This window comes from Micromonospora sp. NPDC049240, from assembly GCF_040647835.1.
In the GTDB taxonomy this organism is placed as follows: Bacteria; Actinomycetota; Actinomycetes; order Mycobacteriales; family Micromonosporaceae; genus Micromonospora.
Genome location: NZ_JBEZCX010000027.1, coordinates 41,874 through 58,308, shown reverse-complemented (window position 1 = coordinate 58,308; position 16,435 = coordinate 41,874). Strand labels below are relative to the sequence as shown.

Genomic DNA, 16,435 nt, shown 5'->3' with positions numbered 1-16,435 from the left:
TGGGGCGACTGATGACAACCACGTGGAACGACTCCTTCGTCGAGACGCTCCGGGAGCAGATCCCGCAGCTACCCGCGACGGGTGAGCTCTCCCCCACCGCCGACCTGTACAACCTGGGGCTCGACTCGATGGGCAGCGTGCAACTGCTGCTTGCCCTCGAAGAGGCGCTGGACATCACCATTCCCGACGAGCTGTTGACGGCGGACTCGTTCCGTACGGTCACCAACATCTGGGAACTGGTGCAGGCCGCGCAGTCGGATCAGAACCCGTGCGACTCCGGATCATGGTGACGCCGAGGATCCGGGCGCTCGCTGACGTCGGCGAGCTGCTCGCCACCGCCGCACAGCGGTGGCCCGCCCGGCCTGCCGTGCGGGACCTGGGCTCCCCGCCGGTGACGTATCGTGAGCTTTTCGACCAGGTAGCCACGGTCGAGGACTGGCTCCGCGCCCAGGGAGCCGGCCCGGGGGCGCGGGTGGCGGTGATCGCGCACAGCCAGCTCGCCACCGTGGTGCTGATGTGGGCCACGTTGCGGATCGGCGCCGTGTTCGTGCCGTTGAATCCGGCCGCTCCCGCCGCCGCACTGACGAGCATGGTGACCGATGCCGATCCGGTCCTGACTGTCGGCACGCCCGGGGCGTTGGCGGACTGGCCGGAGGTGGCCGGCTCCGCGGCCCGGACACCACGATTCCCGACGCCGCCGGTGCCCACGGGCACCGGGCCAGACGACCTGTGCATGCTGCTCTACACCTCCGGTACGACGGCTGTTCCGAAGGGCGTCATGTGCCCGCACCGCAGCGTGCGCTACGCCGTCGAGGCCATTCAGGAGCGGCTGCGGTACACCGCCGAGGACGTCGTGTTCAACCGGTTGCCGCTTGCCTTCGACTACGGCCTGTACCAGGCGTTGCTGGCGGCTCACGCGGGTGCGTGCCTGGTGCTGGCCGGCCCGGGCAGCGACACGATGCTGCTGCGCTCGATCAGCACCACCGGGGCGACGGTGCTGCCGCTGCTGCCGACGATCGGCGGCATGATCGAACGGCTGCGTCGACGGTCCGCTCCGCTCACCGGCATACGACTGATCACCAACACCGGGGCGGCGATGCCGGAGCAGATGCGCCGGAGCCTGCGGGACATCTTCCCCGCGGCCCGCCTGGCGCTGATGTACGGCATCACCGAGTGCAAGCGGGTCACCATCATGGAGCCGGACGGCGACCTGGCCCGCCCCCGCTCCACCGGCCGGCCGCTGGACGGGCTCGAGGTCCTGGTCAGAGATGCCGACGGTCGGCCGGTGCCGCCGATGGCCACGGGTGAGATCTTCGTCCGCGGACCGTCGGTCATGGCCGGTTACTGGCAGGACGACGAACAGACCGACGCCAGGTTCGTCCGGCTCGCCGACAGCTCCGAGCGGATCCTGCGCACCGGCGACTTCGGCCATCTCGACCACGAGGGATATCTGTACTTCGAGGGGCGCCGGGACGACATCTTCAAGCACAAGGGCGCCCGGATGAACTGCCGGGAGATCGAGTCGGCGGCGGAACGAGTATCCGGCGTCGACCTGGCCGCGTTGCTCATCCCGGCCGAAGACGACGAGCCGATGGTGCTGGTGGTCGCCGGCGAGTCGGTGGATTCAGCTTCGGTCCTGGCGGGGATGCGGCAGCGCCTGGAGGCAGTCAAGATCCCGGAGGTGTGTGTGGCGGTTCCGATGATGCCGATTACACTGAACGGGAAGATCGACAAGCGGAGGCTCCGCGAGGCGCACTGCCGGTGAGCGACGCCACACGGGTCACGTGCCGTCCGGCCGGGCCGCGGTCAGCTGCTCCTCCAGTGCACCGAGAGTCGGTGCCGCCAGCAGTGTCGAGAGTTCCACAGAGATCCCGAACTCGCCCTCGATGGCCATGCTGAACTGCAGGATCTTCAGCGAACTCAGACCGAGCGCCAGCAGATCGTCGGCGGCGGTGACGTGCGCGACCCCGAGGCCGTGCAGGAGCTCCACGAGCCGTCCGGGGCCGGGCTGTGCCTGCACGGTCATGCGCCCCTCACCTCCACGTCGATCAACGCCCACGAGTGGGGTCCGGTCGCCGACAGCGCGAGCCGATCCCCCGGCTCGACGTCGCCGGCCCTGGCCAGGAGATCACAGTTGACCAGCAGATCCGCCGCGAACGTGTGGGCGTGTTCGGCGACCGGGCCGACGAGCAGCTGCTGCGCGGTGAACCCCGCTGCGCCCCCCATGAACTTCTGTGCGGACAGCCGATAGTTGCTGAACAGCGCCCGGGTGAAGTCCTTCGGGCTGCGGGAGGACTGCGCGACGGCCTTGCGTGCCAGTTGCACGACCCGTCGTTGCGCGCCCAGGCCGGCCGAGCCCGTACTGCCGGTGATGTTCACGCTGATGGACACGCCGTGGACGGCGAAGGTGGGCGATCCGGCGGCCGGAGCGTCTCGCGTGGCCAGCGCCGCGGCGGCGCCGTCGCTGAGAACCGACAGGCCGTCGGGCATCATGCGCCGCCGGGACCCGGCCCGGTCTACCGTGATCAGGAGAACGGTCGGTGATGTGGCGAGCAGGCCCCGCGCCGCCTGTACCAGCAGTCCCAGGTTGCCGCAGGCGTGGCCGCCCACGAGCAGCACAACGGAGGACGGACATCCCAGCGAGCCGGCCAGGCGTGCGCCCGCATCCGCCGCCGAACCACCCAGATCCGACTCGGTCGCCCAGACGACGACGTCCGGGACCGCATTCGCCGCGGCGAGGGTGCGTGTACCCACGTCGGCGGCCAGGGTGACGACGTCGCCGGCCGACTCGCGGAAGGTCTCAAGGAGATCCTCCTTCAACTGGGGGTCGGTGCACTCCGATTCGCCCAGATCCGTGACCGGTCTGGCGTCGCCGTGCAGATGCGCAATTGCCGACAGATACATAGCCAACCCTCGATAAAGTGGCGGTCCGCCGGGAGATCCTACCGGCGGCTGCCACGACGACGTCAAGCCGATCGAACCGATACACAACAGCGAAGAGCGCCGATATAATCAGCTCCGACCGAACCGGCCTGCAGGTCCACCCAGCGCCCGCTCAGTGCCGCTATTCGCGACCGGTAACGCTGCCCGGGTCAATCTCCTCAGCATCGAAGGAATCTGTATGGACTTCTATGCCGTCTCCCCCCGGCTCCGGAAGCCGGATCCATTCCTGAACGCATTCGAGCAGACCATGGAACTCGCGGACGCGCACGGCCTACGCGGCGTGCTCCTCTTCGACGGCAACTCGGTTCCCTTCAGCCCGTGGGTGCTGGCACAGCACATCCTGACCCGGACGGCATCGCTGCTGCCGTTGATCGCGGCCGGCCCGGCCTACGTCGCGGCGGAGGACGCGGCACGGACCATCGCCGGCCTGCACCGTCTCTACCGCCGCTCGGTCGCCGTCAACCTGGTGGCCGGCGCGGAGAGCCGAACCGGCTCCCACGCCAATCGTTATCAGGCTCTCCTGGATTTCTCCCTCACATTGGACGCTCGCCTTGAGCGACCGGGCGAGAGCCGGCCGATCGCGACGCGCTTCGTCGCCGGCCATTCCGCGGATGCCGGCAGACTCGCCACCAAGCTCGGTGCGTCAAACCTGCGGATGCTGTCCAGCACGCTCGACGCCGGCGTCCCGGCCGGCTGCGGGCTCAATTTCGGCGTAGTGACCCGGCCGACCAGTGATGAGGCGTGGGCCGCCGCCAACGATTTGTTCCCGCACCGTGCCGACACCGCCCGGTTGGCACGCCGCGCCGCTTCGATCACCGACTCACAATGGAAGACCGAAGTGCTATCGGAGAGCACCTCGGCACCCGGATATTGGCGGGATCCCGCCCAGTCGCTGAGAGCGGACGCGCCATTCTATGTCGGTTCGTACAACGATCTGGCCCGCCTGTTCGCGCAGTTGCGCGGCGCCGGCGTATCCGCCGCGCTGCTGGATCTGCCGCCGTCGGCGGACGAATACGCTCACCTGTCGCGGGCGTTCGCGGTCTCGGCGGACCTCAGCGCCGGGGAGAGGTAGCACACGATGTCGTCATCGTTGCACACCCGGGGTGCCGGGCCGCGGCTCTCCCCGCTCGCCGACGCGGACCTGCGGTCGATGCTGCTGATCCGGCACCTTGAGGCCAAACTGCTCGACCTGTTCGAGCGGGGCGCGCTGAACGGCACCACGCACACCTGCCTCGGGCAGGAGTACGTGCCGGTCGCCGTGCACGGGCTCCTCGACACGCGCGACTACGTCTTCAGCAACCACCGCGGCCACGGGCACTACCTTGCCCGGTACGACGATCCCCGTGGCCTGCTCGCCGAGATCATGGGCCGGCAGGGTGCCGTCTGCAACGGGGTGGGCGGCAGTCAGCACATCCTGCGCGACCGGTATCTCTCCACCGGCGTACAGGGACAGAGCCTGCCGGTCGCCGCCGGTGTGGCGATGCATCTGCGGCGCCGCGAGCCGGGCAGGCTCGCGTGCGCCTTCATCGGTGACGGTACGTGGGGCGAGGGCGCGGTCTACGAGGCGCTGAACATGGCTTCGCTGTGGCGGCTGCCGCTGCTGGTGGTGGTGGAGCACAACGGCATCGCCCAGACGACGCCCACCGGGATGCAGATGGCCGGCACGATCGCCGGCCGGGCAGCGGCGTTCGACGTCTCCCACGTGCGCATCGAGTCCAAGGACGTGGGCGAGATCCGCAGCGTGCTTCGGCCGATGGTGGACGAGGTCCGGTGGCGGGGACGGCCGGCGGTGGCCGAGTTCGTGACGCACCGGCTCGGCCCGCACAGCAAGGGCGACGACACCCGAACCACGCGGGAGATCGCCCACGCCGGTGAGCAGGACTGGTACAGCGCGTACGCGCGAGCCTTCGCCGATCACTGGCGGGTGCACGACGCGGCCGCCCGGGAACGGGTCGACGAGGTCACCGCCGAGGTGAGCGCGCTGCCGCCCTCTCAGTGGAGGCGCCGGTGAGAGTCGCCGACAACCTGAACCTGGCGCTGCGCGACCTGCTGGACGCGGACCCGGATGCGTACGTGCTCGGGGAGGACATCGTCGACCCGTACGGTGGGGCTTTCAAGGTCACCAGAGGACTGTCCCAACGGTTCCCGGACCGGGTGCTCAGCACGCCGTTGAGCGAGGGCGGGATCGTGGGTGTCGCCGCCGGGCTGGCACTGGCCGGCAACACCGCGGTCGTCGAGATGATGTTCGGGGACTTCGTGGGCCTGGCCTTCGACCAGATCGCGAACTTCGCAAGCAAATCCGTGTCCATGTACGGCCGTCCGCAGTCACTGCGGCTGCTGGTGCGCTGTCCCACCGGCGGCGGTCGCGGCTACGGTCCCACGCACAGCCAGAGCCTGCAGAAGCACTTCATCGGGCTTCCCGGCTTGTCGCTGTTCGAGGTTTCTCCGTTTCACGACAACCGGGCATACCTGCCGCAGATCCTGTCCAGCGGCGAGCCGGCCATCCTGTTCGAGGACAAGGTGATGTACGCCGAGCAGATGTTCTCCGGCGGCACCGTGGACGACCTGTTCTCGTACGACGTCGCCGACTCGGGGGTGGCCCGCGTCTTCGTCCAGGATCCGGACGCCTTCGACTGTGTGCTGATCTGCCCGGGTGGGGTCAGCCACCGGGCGCTGTCGGCTGCGCGCAGCCTGCTGCTCCAGGACGAGATCACCTGCCAGATCCTCGTTCCGCACCGTCTCCACCCGTTCGACGTGACGCCCCTGCTGCCGGCGCTGCGCCGCGCGTCGCTCGTCTGCGTCGCAGAGGAGAGCACCACGGGGGGCACCTGGGGGGCCGGGGTGGCCGAGCACATCTACCGGGCACTCTTCGCCGAGCTGCGCCGGCCGATCCGCCTGGTCAGCTCACTGGACAGCATCATCCCCACCGCCACCCACCTCGAACGTGCCGTGCTCGTGCAGGACAACACCATTCGCCAAGCCATCGTGGAGAGTCTTCGTGATTGAGATTCGCGTGCCGAAACTCAACAATAACGACCGCGCGTACATCCTCATCGACTGGCTCATCGACAACGATCAGGAGGTCGCCTCCGGGGAGGCGATCGCCGCGCTGGAGACGTCGAAGGCGGTCGAGGACCTGCTCAGCGCCGACGACGGCATCCTCCAGCACCTGCTTGCGGCCGGCGCCGAGTGCGCGCCGGGTGATGTCATCGCGCGGATCGTGCCGCCCGGCACCGGTGAGATCCCGGTTCCGGCCACCGGAGCAGTGGAACCAGCGGAGCCGGTCGGGCAGTTCGTCACCGCACCAGCCCAGGAGTTGATCGACAGGCTCGGCATCGACCCTCGGTCGGTGCGCGAACTGCCGGTCAAGGTGGTACGCGCCGCGGACGTGGAACGGCTCGCCGCGTCCCGGCCGCAGCACAGCGACGCGCGGCTGCACACCCTGCAGCAGCACCAACGGGCGGTAGCGGAGACCGTCAGCCTGTCGCATCGCACCATCCCCGCCGCGTACACGGTGATGAAGGTCGACGTCGGCGCCGCGCGGGCGGAGGTGAGGCGGCAGAGCATGAGCCTGAGGGCGCTCGTCGACCTGCCGGATCTGCTGATCGCCGCGGTCGCCCGGCTGCAGGGCGATCATCCGCTGTTCTTCGCCAGCCCGGTGGACGACCACCGGGCACGGTTGTCCGGGCAGGCGAACGTCGGCGTCACCATGGACGCCGGAACGGGCTTGTTCGTCCCGGTGGTGCACGGCGCCGCTGACCTGTCCTTCCGCGAGCTAGTCGCCGTGCTGGGCAGGTATCGGCAAGCCGCGCGTACCGGCCGGTTCCACGCGAGCGACCTGAACGGCGGCAACATCAGCGTCACCCTGCACAACGACGAGGACGTGGTGGTCGCGGTGCCGCTCATCGCGCCAGGGCAGACCTGCGCGCTGGCACTTGGTGGTCCGCAGCAGGAGGTGACGGTCGACGGCGAGGCGGGGGTGTCCGCCCGCACGGTCATCCACGTTGGCCTGGCGTACGACCATCGGTTCATCAACGGCCGCGACGCGGTGCAGTTCCTGCGCGGCGTAAAGGCGGCTGTAGAGGCGCCCGCCGATCTGGTCGGGAACCGGTGAGCCGTGCCACGCCGGCGGCGCAGAGGTGGCAGCAACCGTTTGCAACACCCCCGAGGGATCGCCAATCCGGGGACCGAAATTTTGCCTCCTCTGACCGGTAATAGGAGCTTCTTGAGGCCACCCGCCGCCGCCGGAGATGTTGACAAGTGTGCAATCGATTGCACTACTTTGGTCGTCTGCGGGCTGCGTCGTCGATCGAGGAGGCCGAGCGTGTCTGCCATCATCCGTGGCGTTGCTCATGGTTGACGTGACCCGTGTGGAACTCCTGCGGCCCCTCGACGAGGCCACCCCGGGCCGTCAGACCCTGCCGATCCGGATCCTCCAGGTCGGCGCCGGCAGATTCCTGCGCGGCTTCGCCGACTGGATGGTGCACCGGGCCAACGACGCGGGCGTACTGCGGCACGGCATCGTGGTCATGAAGATCACGCCGCGGCCCGACCTGGTCACCGGCCGGCTCGCCGAGCAGAACGGGATGTTCCATGTCGTCCTGGACGGCGTCCGCGACGGCCGCCCGTTCACCGAGACGACCCTGGTGACGGCCGTGCAGTCGGTTGTCGACGCCCATCGGGACTGGGACGCCTGCCGTGCGGTGATGCGCGGCGAGGCGCTGAGCCTGGTCGTCTCCAACACCACCGAGGCCGGCATCGCCTACGCCGCCGACGACCTGCAGGCCGCACCACCCGCCACCTTTCCCGCCAAGATGACGGCACTGCTACACGAACGCTGGCTCCACTTCGCCGGCGACCCCCGCCGAGGGCTATCGTTCCTGCCCTGTGAACTCATCGAACACAACGGTGCGGCGCTGCGGTCCCTGGTGGTGCGGCACGCCACCGAGGCGGCACTCGCGCCGGAGTTCGTCGACTGGGTCACCAGGCACTGCCGGTTCTACGACACGCTCGTCGACCGGATCGTGCCCGGCCTGCCGGAGGACGAGGCCACCGGGCTGCGCGCCGCACTGGGCTACGACGACCGCCTGATCGTGCGCGGCGAGCACTACGCCGACTGGGCGATCGCCGGCGGACCGGCCATCCGCGACGAGTTCCCGCTCGACCAGGTCGGCCTGCCCGTACGATTCATGGCCGACATCCAGCCCTACCGCGAACGCAAGGTACGCGTCCTGAACGGCGCCCACACCGCCCTCGCGGCCGTCGGCCCGCTGGTGGGCTGCCGCACCGTGCTCGACGCCGTGCAGCACCCGGCAGTCGGCGCCTACCTGCGCCACCTGCTGCACGACGAGGTACTGCCGTCACTGCCGCAGGACACGGGCGAGCGGGCGGAATCCGGCGAGTACGCCACCGCCATCCTCGACCGCTTCCGCAATCCGGCGCTGCAACACCTCCTGGCCGACATCCGGCTCAACGCGCTGTCCAAGTGGCGGACGAGGAACCTGCCGGTGGTGCTCGACGCGTGGTCGCGTGGGCGGGGCGCCGACCTCGGGCTCTTCGCGTTCGCCTGCCTGCTCACCAGCTACGTGGGCGTCTTCGGGCCGGTCGAGGTCCGCGACGACGAGGCGTTGCTGGCCCGACTGCGGGCCGGTTTCGACGCCACTCTTCCCGGCCGGTGGATCGCGGACTTCATCGCGTCACTCGGCTGGCCCGAGCTCGGTGACACCGCGACGACGCGTCTGGCCGCCGAGACCGGCGCCCACGTGCGCACGCTGCTCGCTGGCGAGCGGGCCCGCGCGTTGTCGGCACTGCTTACCGGCCGGACGGACGACAAACCCCGATAGGTGGTGCCGTGTCTCTGCTGCGCTATCTGCTCCTCGCCGGCCGGCCGTGGCTGGTGGCGGTCGCCTTGGTCGAACTGTTCCTGCTGGTGGAGCCGACCGCCGCGGCGCTGCTGACCGGCCGGTTGGTGGGCATCCTCGTGGACGGCGGCGCTGCTGGCATCGGTGGCATGCTGGCGCTGCTCGGCGGTCTGCTGGTCGCCGGCAACGTGCTGCGCGCAGTGAGCCTGCCGCTGGCCGAGCGGGTCTCCTACCAGATCGACGCCGCCGTCCGGGAGGAGCTGACCAGCCGGGTGCTGGCGCTACCCACGATGGACCGGGTGGAGGACCCCCGGCTGCAGGACGACCTGACGACCATGCGGTCACCGCTGCTGACCTGGGCGGATGAGGGGATCGGGACGGCCGCGGTGGGCCGGTTCCGGCACGGGCTGATGATGGTCGGCCTGGTGACGGCGATGCAGGTGCTCTCCCGGGTGCACTGGTGGTGGGGGCCGGCGACGGCTGCGGCGGCGTTGGCGCTCGGGCGCTACCGGGTCGGTAGCTACCGCGTCTTCCTGAGGGTGGTAGCCGGCACCATGCCGGCCATCATGCGAGGGCAGGTGTGGAGCGGGCTGATGGCCGACAGCCGCGACGCCAAGGAGGTACGCGTCTTCGGGCTCAGCAAGTGGATGGAACGCCACTCCCAGGACAACATCGAGCCGGCCCGCCGGCTGGTGGCGGCGACGCGGGCGGGACTGCTGCGGCGGGAGCTGTCGGTGTTCCTGGGCTGGGCGATGACGGCCTCGGTCGTGTACTCGGCGATAGCGACCTCCGGCGAGGTTTCGGTGGGGCGCGTGGCGGCGACGATCGGCGCGGTCTCGGCGATGTTCGTCGTCACGATGTCAAACCGGGGTGAGGACATGGACGAGGTCGCGGCCCCGGCGGTCGAGGCGGTCGGCCGGATCCGGGAATTGACCGGCGGCGATCGGCCGGCGCAGCGGCACCACGGTGGAATCGCCCTGCGAGGGGTCGAGTTCGCGTACGGAAAGGTGGAGGTGCTCCGAGGGGTTGATCTCACGCTCGCGCCGAGCGAGGTCGTCGCAGTCGTCGGCGTCAACGGGGCGGGCAAGACCACGCTCGCGAAGCTTCTCACCGGGCAGTATCAGCCGCTGCGCGGTTCGGTGATCACCGAACCGCACTCGTACGCGGTCTATCAGGACTTCAACAGATACGAACTGACGGCGTACGAGAACATCCGCATCGCCGCACCGGAAGCGACCCGGGAACAGGTCGAGGAAGCGGCGCGGGCGGTGGACGCGGCCGCGATGATCGAACGGCTGCCGGCCGGCTGGGACACCGTGCTGTCGCCGAAGTACGCCGGCGGCGGCGACCTGTCCGGCGGCCAGTGGCAGAAGATCGCGCTGGCACGGGCGGCGCTGGCGGCGGCGTGCGGCGCCCGGCTGCTGGTGCTTGACGAGCCGACCGCCAACCTGGACATCGAGGCCGAACTGGAGGCCTTCGAGCGCATCCGCCAGGTGCGCGGCGAGGCGGCCGTGGTGCTGATCTCGCACCGCTTCTCGACCGTGCGCCGGGCCGACCGCATCGTGGTGCTGTCCGGTGGCCGCATCATCGAGGACGGCACCCATGACGAACTAATGCGCGCCGGTGGCGAGTACGAGCGGATGTTCGACCTGCAGGCCCGCCAGTTCCAGGAGGATGACGCATGAGGTTCCGGGCCCTGCTCAGCGAATGCCTGCGGCGCAGGCCCCGCGGGACCTCACTGCTGCTCGCCCTCGTCCCGCTGGTCGCGGCCGCCCCCGGCCTCACCGCCCTCGGCCTGCAGTGGGTCATCGACGGCCTGCTGGCCGGCTCGTGGCAGCAATCGATCGCCGGCGCGGTCTGCGCGGCCGCCGCCGGCGCCTTCGCGCTGGCCGGCAGCCGCCTCGTCCAGGTGCAGGGCGCTCTGCTGGCCGCCGACGTCGGCGGCGAACTGGACCTGGAGATCGTCCGCTGGTGCGCGACCCTGCCCATGACCGCCCACCTCGAAAACACGACATCGCTGCACCGCATCGAGCAGATCCGCGGGATGGGCCAGCAGATCGTCTCGCTCGGGATGAACGTGCTGTACGTGGCGCAGAGTGTGCTGTGGCTGCTCATCACCGCCGCCCTGCTGGTGCGGGTCCATCCCGTCCTCGTCGCGCTGCCGCTGCTCGCCGCACCGTCGATGCTGCTCACTCGAATGGCGGCGCGCCGGACGGACGCGGCCCGCGCCTCGACCGCCGAGCACCACCGCGCCCAACTGCACCTGTTCACCCTGATCACAGAGCCCAACTCCGCCAAGGAGCTGCGGCTGGGCACCTCGGGCGCGTACGCCGCCGGCATCGCACGCCGACTGCGGGAGGAACGGGCCGCGGTCCTGTGGCGCAGCACGCTCGGTCTCGGCGCGTTCATCCTGGCCGGCTCGCTCATCTTCGTGGTGGCGTTCATCGGCGCGCTCTATCTCACCGTGCGGCTCGCGCTCGCCGGTACGGTCAGCGCGGGCGCCCTGCTGCTGGTAGCGACGCTCGGCGGCCAGGTCCGGGGGCAGCTCGACCTGCTCGCGGTCGCCGTCTCCCGCGCGACGCGTGGGCTGACGATGGTCGGCCACTACCTGTGGTTGCGCGACCTGTTTCACGCCCGCAGCAGCGGCACGCGTCCACCGCCCGCACGGCTGCGGGACGGCATCACAATCTCCGGAGTCGGTTTTTCGTACGGTGGCCCGCCGGTCCTGCACGGCATCGACCTGCACCTGCCGGCCGGCGCGACGGTGGCGCTCGTCGGCGACCACGGCAGCGGCAAGACCACAATGGTGAAGCTGCTGTGCGGCTTCCTGAAGCCGGTCAGCGGAAGCATCACCGTGGACGGCGAGCCGCTCGACGCGCTGGATCCGGCGGCCTGGCGGGCCCGCATCACCGCCGCCTTCCAGGACTTCAGCCGGTTCCCGTTCCGGGCGGGCGAGGCGGTCGGCGTGGGCGACTTGCCACACCTGGACGACTTCGCCGAGGCCGCCGCTCGTGGCGGCGCCGCCCGGGTTTTCGACCGGCTGCCCGACGGGCCGTTGACACGGCTGGGCAGGACCCTCGGCAACGGCGTCGAACTCTCGGGCGGCCAGTGGCAGAAGATCGCCCTGTCCCGCGCGTTCATGCGCGCCACTCCCCTGCTCGCGGTCCTCGACGAGCCGACCGCCGCACTCGACTCCGCCAGTGAGCAGAAGGTCTACCAGCGGTACGCGGAGGCGGCGCGGGCTTGGCAGGAGGCCACCGGCGGCATCACGCTGCTGGTCTCCCACCGCTTCGCCACGATCCGGATGGCCGATGTGATCGTCGTCCTGGACCGGGGCGAGATCATCGAACACGGCACGCACGCCGAACTCATCGACCAGGGCGGCCGCTACGCCCACCTGTACGGTTTGCAGGCCTCCGCGTACTTCTGACGCACTGGCCCGGCCAGCCGCGAAGATCAGAATCGGAGTGACGGCCAATACGCGCACCCATAAAGGATCTTGACGGCAGGCAGAGCAGCGGTGTCACGAGGCGTCGCTGACGTAGTCGGGCATGTCGTTGCGGTGCCTGGACTCGGCAGGCGTGGGCTGACCGGCGATCACCCGGACCACATCGTGGGCGGCCTCCACGCAGGTGGAGATCTTGCCACCGAAGACGGTGATGGTGCGCTCGTCGATCCGCCGGACCACGGTGGGCCGGGCGTCGGTGTCCTCCATGCCGGGCAGCACCGCGCGGGTGGTGAACAGCGAGCCGAGGTAGGCGGCTCGCTGGAAGCCGGTGAAGAACCGGGCGCCGTCGGCGACGAACGCCTTCCAGCGTCCGCTCGGCGGCCGGCGGTGCAGGCCATTGTTCAGCTGGCCGGCCAGCCCGGCGGGGATCAGCGGGTATCGCCCAACCGTGGTGGCGTGGATGGCGTGCCGGACGTTGCCGGCCAGGAAGGTGTCCTCGGTCCCGGCGACAGGGTCGAAGCACATGAACGGGCCGTCCAGGACCACCATGCTGGTCCCGCGATACTCCTGCGGCAGACGCAGCAACGGTTTCTCGCAGATCTCGAACTGGTACGCGAGGGCCGAGGCCGGCACGACGCCGGGGACACCGTTGAGCCCGGCGTACGTGGCGATTACCACCCAGTCGGCCTGATCGGGCACGGCACCAACGACCGGCCACCGGGTGTTCAGCCGGACGTCGACGCGGGCCCGCAGCAGGCGCTGCCAGCACGCCCGCCGCAGCGCGTCGACATCGATCGTGGTCTCCTGCACGCGCAGCGAGAGATCGACCATCCGGCGACGCAGGAACGGAGGGTACTCCTCCCGGAACTCCAAGCCCATCGACTGGCAGAAACGCACGTAGTCGGTGGCGCTGACCAAACTGTCGTGGCGGGCGATGGCGATGTAATGACGCTGCCCGCGTACCACGGCCTCGGGATACTCGGCGACGAACGACCCTGCGCCCTGCGCACTGGCCCGGGCCGTCGTCGTGCTCCGCGGGTAGTGGTACCCGCGATGGAGCCGTCGCTGATTGGCGTGGCTGGCCTCCATCAGCAGGTCGGCGCGGCGTTCGTACAGGGCCACCCGATGCCCAGCCCGGGCCAGCCCCAGGGCCGCCGTGACCCCGAAGATCCCACCCCCGACCACAGCCACGCGGTAACCGCCGGCCGTCACGGGAACCTCGCTTGCTCCAGCAGGGCGGTGGACGAACTCGACCTGATCCATGCCGCCTGTCTGGCCAGGCCGGACGGGAGGTCCACTCGCGGCCGGAAGCCGAGCAGCATCTGGGCTCGGGACAGGTCCGCGGAAGTGAGGGGCACGTCGCCCACCTGCGACTCGGACCGCAACAGCGGCACCGGCCGTCCAGCCGCCTTCCCGCACAGGCCCAGCACCTCGCGAAGGGTGACGGTGCCGCCGCCACCGACGTTGACCGCCACCGCACCCTCGACCGGCGCCACGCCGGCCGCGACGGTGGCATCGACCACGTCGCCTACATAGGTGAACTCGCGGGACTGCGAGGCGTCGCCGAAGACGGTGAACGGTACGCCGCCCAGCGCGGCGGTGAGCATGCGCTGAATCGCCATGTCGGGACGCTGGCGAGGACCGTAGACCGTGAAATAGCGCAGCATCACGATGGACAGGGCGTCACCGTGGTTGCCGGCGAAGGCCTGGCACAGGTGCTCACCGGCCAGCTTCGAAACGCCGTACGGCGACAAGGGCGCGGTCGTGTCGGTCTCCCGGCTCGGCCCCGTGATGAGTCCGTAGACGCTCGAGGACGAGGCGTACACCAGCCGGCGCACGCCGGTGCGTTTACAGGCCGTGAGGAGCCGGTGTGTGCCCAGCACGTTGGCCCGGGCGTAGTCCTCGAACTCCTCGCCCCAGGAGGGACGCACCCCGGGTACGGCGGCCAGATGGAAGACCTTCGTCGATCCGGTCAACAACTCCACGAGGTCGAGATCGACCAGGTCTCCTTCGACCAGGGTGAATCGGGAGTCGCTGAGCGCACCGGCCAGGTTCGCCGCGACCCGCGGATGGTCATCGGGTGATCGCCGGTCGATTCCCACCACCCGATGTCCCTGAGCGAGCAGTGCCTCGGCAAGGTGTGATCCGATGAATCCACCAGCACCGGACACCACCGCACGCGTGTCGCAAATCCCGGCCGAGCCCATGTCGATCCTCCATCTTGGTCATGCTGGCGGTGTCAGAACCGATGTCCACGGCAGAGAGCGGTCAGGCGGTCCCGGCACCGCTGATCCGGCACAGCGTCCGGCATGGAGGCCAGCAGGTCGCTGTACCCCTCGCGTTCGGGACGGGTCACCGGCGCGTTGCCGATGAAGCTGAAATTGAGGTAGTAACGGGGCTCCGTGACGTGCGACGGCGGCCGCATGTGCCAGAGCGCGGAGTGGACCAGCACCACCGTGCCGGGCCCGGCGGTGAGCGTCACATCGTCAGCCTCGACCTGGTAGCCGAGAGCATTCGGATGGTGCCGGGGAACGCGCATCCGGTGCGTCCTCGGCCGGAGCACCAGGGGCCCGTTCTCCGGCGTCAGCCCGGCCGGATAGATCATGACGTGGAGCATCACGCTCGCGGGATCGCCGTCCCACGGTGTCACGCTGTCGAAATCGTGATGCCAAGGCTTGCCCGCGCCGTCGGTGATGCGCTTGCCGTTGGCGTGGTGGAACAGCGGATCCGGCCCGAGCACGGATGTGACAAGGTCAAGGATCGCCGGTTCGACGAGCAGGTCCAGGAACGGCTGATGCGGCATGAGGCGCTTGTCCTCCGGAGCCTGGCGCCCCCGCTCGTCGAGGCCGGCAATCAGCCGCTCACACCAGTGTGGTTCCAGCCAGTCGGGCAGCACGGCGTACCCGTCGGAGTCTACTCGGGCAGAGATCGACTGCATTCCCGCCTCATCGATTAGGCGGCCTGATATGAGGGACATGGCGGCCTCTCTTCTGAGCCATTCGGCCAATATCGTCGAAATGGTTCGGCGAAACGCCCGAAGGGTGACGCCCGTTACTGGAATTCGCGTGCCTCTTGCGCGGTCACGCACATTCGCGGTGGAATCCGTCGAGTTGGTCGGCCACATCGCTCCATACCCGGGCGCATTCACGCGCCACTCGGGCGACCACCACATTGCAGTGCGGCGGCACCGAGCTGGTGGCGTCACGCCATTGAGCCACCATGCAGACCTGGGGCATCAGCCAGCGCAGGAATGTCCGGCCGGAATCGGTGTAGCGCAATGAGGGATCGCGGCGCAAGCCGTCCAGCAACATGTCGAGTTCCATCTCGGGCGTCCGCGTCGGGAGCCGGCCGGTCACGACGGGCCGGGGCTCGCGTGCCACGGCGGGGCTCGCGGCCCCGGCGTCCCTGTGCTCGATGCGGCTCTCCGACGGCACCGGGCTCTCACCGGCCCGCACCCGGGACCGCACGTCGCGGGCCGTACCCACGGAGACGCCGGATTCCCGGGCAATCTCCCGCAGCGAGGCATCCGGCCGCGCCAGGACCACCTTGGCCGCCCGGCGCCGCCCTTCGGCAGCGTTCAGCGGCCGCACCCGGCCGTCACGGCCCACGCGCACCGGCTGGGCCGTCGTGTCACCCAGACGCCGCCGCACACCCGCCACCGTCCGCGCGGCGATGCCCGTGACCAACGCGATCGCCCGATCCGACAACTCCGGGCGGGTGCGGAGGATGCGCGCCGCGGCGGCCTGCCGGTCGACCGTCGTCAGCGGGAGCCCGTGCGCCATGTTCTCCCGCACGGAAAGGCAGAACGCATCGTCCAGGCTGCCGTGGAAGAACCACGCCTCGATCACGTCGCGACCCTTGAGCCGGGCGGCCCGCACACGGTGCACGCCGTCGATGATGCGCATCGTCCCGTGGTGTACACAGATCGGCGGAAGTGGAGCCTCCACTTCCGCCAGGATGCCGACGTGGGCATCGTTGATGCCGCCCAGACGTGGGAGATCCGCTTCCACGAGATCCGCTATCCGGACGAGTACCACCTGCCGAAGGGCGCCCTCCTTGGCGCCGTCGGACGTTCGCTGCCCGGGATTCTCTCCCGCCCCCGTAAGCTTGCCAGACATTTCCTCAACGACCTCCGGTGAATTGGCGACTTCCTCCAACATGCCAACCATACGGCAATTTCGTG

At 69.7% G+C, this 16,435-nt stretch carries 15 protein-coding genes; 9 read left to right on the top strand and 6 right to left on the bottom strand.

All coding sequences use genetic code 11. From position 1 onward, the window contains the following. Nucleotides 1-11: 11 nt before the first annotated feature. Both AB0B02_RS29375 and AB0B02_RS29370 read left to right on the top strand, forming a co-directional pair. Entirely contained in the window at nt 12-290 is a 279-nt protein-coding gene (locus tag AB0B02_RS29375) for a phosphopantetheine-binding protein (protein WP_357305805.1), read from the top strand. After that, a complete protein-coding gene (locus AB0B02_RS29370) occupies nt 269-1,765 on the top strand; it encodes a class I adenylate-forming enzyme family protein (RefSeq protein WP_357305802.1) in 1,497 nt (498 codons plus the stop codon). The genes AB0B02_RS29375 and AB0B02_RS29370 overlap by 22 nt, the downstream gene beginning before the upstream one ends. A 15-nt stretch (nt 1,766-1,780) precedes the next feature. Here the strand turns inward: AB0B02_RS29370 and AB0B02_RS29365 are convergent, their stop codons facing one another. After that, nucleotides 1,781-2,026, bottom strand: a complete 246-nt coding sequence (locus AB0B02_RS29365; protein WP_357305799.1) for an acyl carrier protein — start codon at nt 2,024-2,026, stop codon at nt 1,781-1,783. Next, nucleotides 2,023-2,904 (bottom strand): hypothetical protein, encoded by an 882-nt coding sequence (locus AB0B02_RS29360; protein ID WP_357305796.1) that lies wholly within the window; start codon nt 2,902-2,904, stop codon nt 2,023-2,025. The genes AB0B02_RS29365 and AB0B02_RS29360 overlap by 4 nt, the downstream gene beginning before the upstream one ends. Before the next feature lie 217 nt (nt 2,905-3,121). Between AB0B02_RS29360 and AB0B02_RS29355 the strand changes: the two genes are divergently transcribed. The 7 genes from AB0B02_RS29355 to AB0B02_RS29325 all read left to right on the top strand — a co-directional run bounded on the left by AB0B02_RS29355 (nt 3,122) and on the right by AB0B02_RS29325 (nt 12,234). Further along, the gene (locus AB0B02_RS29355) at nt 3,122-4,015 is read left to right on the top strand and encodes a hypothetical protein (RefSeq protein WP_357305793.1); all 894 of its coding nucleotides are present in this window, start codon (nt 3,122-3,124) and stop codon (nt 4,013-4,015) included. A gap of 6 nt (nt 4,016-4,021) precedes the next feature. Further along, nucleotides 4,022-4,954 carry a thiamine pyrophosphate-dependent dehydrogenase E1 component subunit alpha gene (locus tag AB0B02_RS29350; protein WP_357305790.1) on the top strand — a complete coding sequence of 311 codons (933 nt, stop codon included), beginning with the start codon at nt 4,022-4,024 and terminating at the stop codon, nt 4,952-4,954. After that, nucleotides 4,951-5,949 (top strand): transketolase C-terminal domain-containing protein, encoded by a 999-nt coding sequence (locus tag AB0B02_RS29345; protein ID WP_357305787.1) that lies wholly within the window; start codon nt 4,951-4,953, stop codon nt 5,947-5,949. Before AB0B02_RS29350 ends, AB0B02_RS29345 begins: the two co-directional genes overlap by 4 nt. Further along, on the top strand, nt 5,888-7,057 hold the full coding sequence (locus AB0B02_RS29340; RefSeq protein ID WP_357305784.1) for a 2-oxo acid dehydrogenase subunit E2: 1,170 nt from the start codon (nt 5,888-5,890) through the stop codon (nt 7,055-7,057). The genes AB0B02_RS29345 and AB0B02_RS29340 overlap by 62 nt, the downstream gene beginning before the upstream one ends. Nucleotides 7,058-7,304: 247 nt before the next feature. After that, the gene (locus tag AB0B02_RS29335) at nt 7,305-8,786 is read left to right on the top strand and encodes a tagaturonate reductase (RefSeq protein ID WP_357305781.1); all 1,482 of its coding nucleotides are present in this window, start codon (nt 7,305-7,307) and stop codon (nt 8,784-8,786) included. Between the two features lie 8 nt (nt 8,787-8,794). Continuing rightward, nucleotides 8,795-10,489 (top strand): ABC transporter ATP-binding protein, encoded by a 1,695-nt coding sequence (locus tag AB0B02_RS29330; RefSeq protein ID WP_357305778.1) that lies wholly within the window; start codon nt 8,795-8,797, stop codon nt 10,487-10,489. Next, a complete protein-coding gene (locus AB0B02_RS29325; protein ID WP_357305775.1) occupies nt 10,486-12,234 on the top strand; it encodes an ABC transporter ATP-binding protein in 1,749 nt (582 codons plus the stop codon). Before AB0B02_RS29330 ends, AB0B02_RS29325 begins: the two co-directional genes overlap by 4 nt. A gap of 93 nt (nt 12,235-12,327) precedes the next feature. Here the strand turns inward: AB0B02_RS29325 and AB0B02_RS29320 are convergent, their stop codons facing one another. The 4 genes from AB0B02_RS29320 to AB0B02_RS29305 form a co-directional block, all read right to left on the bottom strand. After that, nucleotides 12,328-13,443, bottom strand: coding sequence for an FAD-dependent oxidoreductase (locus AB0B02_RS29320; RefSeq protein WP_357305772.1), 1,116 nt, complete (start codon nt 13,441-13,443; stop codon nt 12,328-12,330). A gap of 17 nt (nt 13,444-13,460) precedes the next feature. Next, entirely contained in the window at nt 13,461-14,459 is a 999-nt protein-coding gene (locus tag AB0B02_RS29315) for an NAD-dependent epimerase/dehydratase family protein (RefSeq protein WP_357305769.1), read from the bottom strand. A 32-nt stretch (nt 14,460-14,491) separates the two neighbouring features. Continuing rightward, on the bottom strand, nt 14,492-15,190 hold the full coding sequence (locus AB0B02_RS29310; RefSeq protein WP_357305766.1) for a phytanoyl-CoA dioxygenase family protein: 699 nt from the start codon (nt 15,188-15,190) through the stop codon (nt 14,492-14,494). A 142-nt stretch (nt 15,191-15,332) separates the two neighbouring features. Further along, the gene (locus AB0B02_RS29305; RefSeq protein ID WP_357305763.1) at nt 15,333-16,412 is read right to left on the bottom strand and encodes a ParB/RepB/Spo0J family partition protein; all 1,080 of its coding nucleotides are present in this window, start codon (nt 16,410-16,412) and stop codon (nt 15,333-15,335) included. Nucleotides 16,413-16,435: the final 23 nt, after the last annotated feature.